This is a genomic window from Planktothrix sp. FACHB-1355 (assembly GCF_014748295.1).
Classification (GTDB): Bacteria; Cyanobacteriota; Cyanobacteriia; order Cyanobacteriales; family Aerosakkonemataceae; genus Aerosakkonema; species Aerosakkonema funiforme_A.
Genome location: NZ_JACJUP010000454.1, coordinates 1 through 4,913, shown reverse-complemented (window position 1 = coordinate 4,913; position 4,913 = coordinate 1). Strand labels below are relative to the sequence as shown.

5 protein-coding genes and 1 pseudogene are annotated in these 4,913 nt (G+C 42.4%); all 6 read right to left on the bottom strand.

Going from position 1 to position 4,913, the window contains the following annotated elements:
• Positions 1–222 (bottom strand): annotated as a pseudogene (locus H6S82_RS18215) (class I SAM-dependent methyltransferase); the annotation flags it as partial.
• Between the two features lie 56 nt (positions 223–278).
• Positions 279–1,058 carry an SDR family NAD(P)-dependent oxidoreductase gene (locus H6S82_RS18210; protein WP_190467232.1) on the bottom strand — a complete coding sequence of 260 codons (780 nt, stop codon included), beginning with the start codon at positions 1,056–1,058 and terminating at the stop codon, positions 279–281.
• 15 nt (positions 1,059–1,073) lie between these two features.
• A complete protein-coding gene (locus H6S82_RS18205) occupies positions 1,074–1,835 on the bottom strand; it encodes an SDR family oxidoreductase (protein ID WP_190467235.1) in 762 nt (253 codons plus the stop codon).
• A gap of 12 nt (positions 1,836–1,847) precedes the next feature.
• Positions 1,848–2,765, bottom strand: coding sequence for an alpha/beta hydrolase (locus H6S82_RS18200; RefSeq protein ID WP_190467239.1), 918 nt, complete (start codon positions 2,763–2,765; stop codon positions 1,848–1,850).
• 83 nt (positions 2,766–2,848) lie between these two features.
• Positions 2,849–4,456, bottom strand: coding sequence for an alkaline phosphatase family protein (locus H6S82_RS18195; protein WP_190467255.1), 1,608 nt, complete (start codon positions 4,454–4,456; stop codon positions 2,849–2,851).
• Between the two features lie 58 nt (positions 4,457–4,514).
• Positions 4,515–4,832 (bottom strand): acyl carrier protein, encoded by a 318-nt coding sequence (locus H6S82_RS18190; protein ID WP_190467258.1) that lies wholly within the window; start codon positions 4,830–4,832, stop codon positions 4,515–4,517.
• Positions 4,833–4,913 lie beyond the last annotated feature (81 nt).

The following is a 4,913-nucleotide window of genomic DNA, read 5'->3' as shown; positions in this document are numbered from 1 at the left end:
GTAGCCGCATCCACATTCGAGAATGCGGTCGCTGCGCTCAACATCTAATTCTTTAGCTATTAAATCGGTCATTGCATCACAGGCTTCGTCTACGGTCATTCCTTCTCTAATCCAATAACCGTAGTTAGCGTATGGCATTTTGCCAAAAACTCCAGATCTTTGTTCGTGTCTTTTGGCGTAAAATTCATTAAGTTCTTGGAGGGAATAATTTTTATCAGTCATTTGTTTCTCCATGTGTTAAATTAAAAAAATATTTTTTCTCAGCCTTGGATTGGTCATCATACATCCTTTAGCTTACTTCGTTTTTTACGGCCTTTAAAAGGAGCGATCACAGGGTTGAGCAAGTAAGCATCTTTGGGTAATCTTAAGAGATACAATATCAGTTCAGCTACTCGTTCTGCTGGAATGGTAACAGGTGCTTTAATCGACTTTACTCCATTCTGATCCCACAACGGTGTATCCACAGAATCAGGAAGAATAGTTTGTACCCGAACCCCATACGCAGCAACTTCTTCTGCAATTGATTCAGACAAACCGATTATGCCAAATTTTGAAGCACAATAGGGTGCATCAAAAGCGCGACCCTGACGACCGGAAACAGAAGATATGTTGATAATATCGCCTTGTTTTTGTGCAATCATGACAGGCAATACAGCGCGATTGCTCAGAAAAGTACCGGTCAGGTTAGTCTGAATCACTGCTTGCCATTCTTCTAAAGAAGTTTCTACGACAGTTTTTAAAGTACCGCTAATACGCAATATCCCCGCAGAAGCAATTAAGTTGTCAATGCGGCCAAAGCGCAGTAAAGTTTGATTAGCCATCTCGTTCATATCCGTTTCTCTGCACACATTCATTTGCAGACTGAGAATATTTTCGGCATCTCCAATAGCTTCCAGTTCCGCCATTACATTTTTTAGGCTGTCTGGATTAAATTCTACCAATACTACTTTACTTCTTTGGCTAAAGAGCAACTTGGCACAAGCACGACCGATGCCACTGCCCGCCCCTGTAATAATAGTAACCTTATCTTTGAGTGTGCCTTCAATTTCGCTTTCCATAGTTTTTAGCTTTTTTTACTTTATACTTGTAAAAGGAATTAAGTGGGGATGAACGACAATGGCTTCTGTTGGCTGTTTGGCCAGATAAACTACAGTGGCGGCAACATCATCAGCACTCATACTTCCTCCATAGCGTTGCAATAAAGCTGTTTCTGACACCATTGGCGTGTTTACATAACCGGGGAACAAAGCTTGGACGCGAATTCCGTATGAACTTACTTCTGCAGCTAAAGATTCAGTAAAACCGACTACACCAAACTTGGAAGCACAGTAAGCGGGAGCATAAGGTTGACCGCGCAGTCCGCGAGGTGTTGTGGAGGAGCAGATATTGATTATGTGGCCTACTCCTTGGGCGATCATAACAGGAATAACTGCACGATTGCTAAGAAATATCCCTGTAAGATTTATGTTAATTATTTCATTCCATTCCAGCAAACTGAGCGAAGCAGTTGGCTCGGGCATAAACCGCTTCGATCCAGATCTTTTTCCTACTCCAGCACTAGCCACTAATAGGTCTATCCTACCGAAATGTTCGACTGTTTTGTTCGCCATTTCTTGCATATCTGGCTCTTGACTTACATCCAAGGTCAGGCCAATATAAGGTGGGTTAAGTTGGCTCAATGTCTGTTTTTCTAGCAGATTCAAAGTTTGCTGAACCCGTTCCGGGTTAGTGCCAACCACTACAACATGAAATTCTTCTTTGGCCAGATTAATACAGGTAGCCCTTCCAATGCCACTGCTGCCTCCAGTTACGATCGCCACCTTTTTTGCTATCATTCATTTAATCCCTTAACTTTCAGGCCTCACTCTATTGTTCGAGCGGGCACTGGAGAAATTACCAAGGTTGAACGGATGCGCTTGTAAAAATTGCCCTAATGTTTCAACAAATAATTCTGGTTTAACTACAGGGTGAAAGTGTCCTACCTCTGGCATTACAGCCACTTGACAATTTTCGATCGACTCTTTAAATTTCCAGCAAGAAGGCATACAGTGGGAATACTCTCCATAAAACGCCAGAGTCGGCATCGAGATTTTCTTGATGTCTTCTTGCGTCATTTCTTCCCCTTCGTCAAATTCCTGTTTGGCCGTGGTAGTATCCATCAATTTCTGCCAGTTTGCGGCTCCTTTTCGGCCTAAATCGCGATTTTTCAAGGAAAGTTTAGATGGTTTTGTGGCTATGCCCTTTTGGGTGAGTTCGTTAAAGATGCGATCAAATTCTAAAAGCAATTTAAAACTGATAAACTCATCGTCGGAAGGTAAGGCAACACCGTGTTGCAGCAGTTGCTCTTTCCAACTTTGCCAGTACAACCAATCTCCTAGTCGCATCTTGGGTTGTAAGCACCTGAACTGAGTATCTGCTATGGTTAAAGTAGCAACTTGCTGGGGGTGGGACACAGCATAATGAACTGCTATTCTGGCACCAAAACTGTGTCCCACTATATGAGCGCGGGTTATACCCAGATGGTTGAGCAAACCTTGTAGGTCATGCTCCATATGTCCCATACTGTAGCCTGAGACAGGCATACCGCTTTTGCCGTGTCCTCTGAGGTCGTAAGTAATTACTCGATATTTCTGGGCTAACATTGAAGCAATGCCGGGATACCAAAAGGCTAAGTTTGCGGCCAAACCGTGAATAAGTACCAAGTCTTCGCCTTCACCAAAACATTGATAGTGTAAAAGGACATTATCAATCACAATTTCAGGCATAAATGTTGATTTTGGCAATAAATTTGCGGGACGCGATTCTGGTTGCTAAATTCTCTTTATAGTTTCTCCTTGCTTATCTGGAATTACTCCATATAGCCCAACAATTTTAACTGAGCTAACAAAGCCTCTTTTTCTTCATCGGAAATCTGTTGTTCCTGCTGATTAGTACGTTCTTCTAATAATTGGGTTACACCATAGAGTTCCACCGGATTGTTAATTAACTTTTCGTCCCGTAAAATTTCTGTTGGCACTCTGCCTTCCAAATCTGTGGGAACAGGTAGGTCTAGCAAATACAACAACAGCGGTGAAATGTCCAGAATAGATAAAGATTTTAGTTGCTCGCCTGACTTGATAGCCGGACCTCTAGCGGCGAAAATCCCATTAGGACGATGTGTACCCTCTGGTTTTTTTCTTTGTCTGACAATTTCTGAATGTCTGAGAATGGATACAAATCCTCCATCCCGTAGTTTTACTGTAAGATCGGGTGCGGACTCTACAGATTGTTTCCCTTCCATTCTGGCTTGGTTCAAATAAACATTTACAAAAACCTGGCCACCGTCTACTGGATGCCTATAATCCAGCAACTCTTGCCTCAGTTTAGTGCAAAATTCAACATATTCTTCATCTGTAATACCCACGCCAAAGGTGTTAACATCTTTAACAAAAATGCCATTACTGCTAGCTGTTTTAGCATAAGCAATAGTATTGTTCCAGTCCAACATCATCATTGCTTTATTGTCTCTGGAACGGTCAGATGCGATCCTACCAACAGGGTCTATTTCGGCAGCTTCCGACCATTTGAGATAACCGTTCTGGGCCAGCCACTCATTCATGTATACAACTTCGGTACTACTACCAAATCCATGATCCGAAACCATAATCACATTAGTGTCGAGGCCCGCTATTCTCACTAGGCGCTCAATGGAATCATCTAACTGCCGATAATATTGCAGGCAAAGTTCGCGGATCTGACTATCCCAAGCACCTAAATTGTTTTCAGCTAGTTCGGGAAGTAGGTAGCGCCAAAACAAATGTTGTAATTTATCGGGGCCATCAAACACGATCGCAGTTAAATCTGTAGGGTCTGTTTCCATCAAATAACAAAGCAGATCGGTCCAAGATTTATCTCGTTCCAAGTGCATTTTAATCCACTCTTCATATTTCCCTTCCTGAAGACCCCAAATCGCCTTTTTTTCCTCTTGGATATCCATACCTAATTTCTTGTAATCAAAATTAGGCAGATTTTTCATAGTTTCAAATAGGGAAGGAGGATAAGTAGCACTCCGCAGATGCTTCCAGGTTGTGAAACCAGAAACCAGATAACCGTTAACCGCCTGGGGGGGCGACATCCCAAAAAAGTTAAGCGTAGTGACTCGTTTCCCGTGGCGACTAATCATAGACCAGATAGTTTCGCACCGGATATCCTCGAAATTGTTAGGTCTAAACATAACGATTTTACCGTCCCCAGCAACTGACCGCATAAAATCGAAGATTCCGTGAACTTCTGGGCTTCTACCTGTATATATAGATACCCATGCAGGGGGTGTCAGGGGATTGAGCGTTGATATGAGATCCCCGTTTACTCCATCGCTGAGAAATTCTTTCAAAAATGGCATGACCCCTTCTTCAATTAGTGGCTTTAATAGGGTAAATGTGCCCCCATCAAGCCCAATCATCAAAACTTTGTTCATCACAACACTCAACTCCCTGAAAGTGCCATAGTCTGGTAAGGCTGATTAATAAAGCACCCTACGACCTGTTATTTAGGTGTTTATGTAAAAAGTCAATTACCTCCGTCACTAAAAGATCGTCAACATAATCGCCTTCTTGCATAAATAATTTTTCAAAGGGAATGTCTTTGCGGGCAAAATTTTTTTCGAGCGATACCACAAGTTGCACAACGTCAATCGATTCAAAAGCCAAATCTTCCATCAGACGGGTCTGGGAGTTAATCCCTCCAGAAAAATCCATATCCCAATCAGCAGTCATTTCCTCTAACACAGAAATTACTCTTGATTCGATCTCATCTCTGCTAATCAGGGTTGAGTTATTTTCGGTATTTTGCATGATTTTTATGGTTCTTCAGTTCGCGACAAATAAGGGGTGTGTAAAGTTTAGCGCCACCTACTAACTGGGGTGCTGACAGAT

Bases quoted from the DNA above. Each gene is read 5' to 3' on its own strand.
- H6S82_RS18210 (WP_190467232.1), bottom strand. From the start codon at position 1,058: ATGGAAAGCGAAATTGAAGGCACACTCAAAGATAAGGTTACTATTATT.
- H6S82_RS18205 (WP_190467235.1), bottom strand. From the start codon at position 1,835: ATGATAGCAAAAAAGGTGGCGATCGTAACTGGAGGCAGCAGTGGCATT.
- H6S82_RS18200 (WP_190467239.1), bottom strand. From the start codon at position 2,765: ATGCCTGAAATTGTGATTGATAATGTCCTTTTACACTATCAATGTTTT.
- H6S82_RS18195 (WP_190467255.1), bottom strand. From the start codon at position 4,456: ATGAACAAAGTTTTGATGATTGGGCTTGATGGGGGCACATTTACCCTA.
- H6S82_RS18190 (WP_190467258.1), bottom strand. From the start codon at position 4,832: ATGCAAAATACCGAAAATAACTCAACCCTGATTAGCAGAGATGAGATC.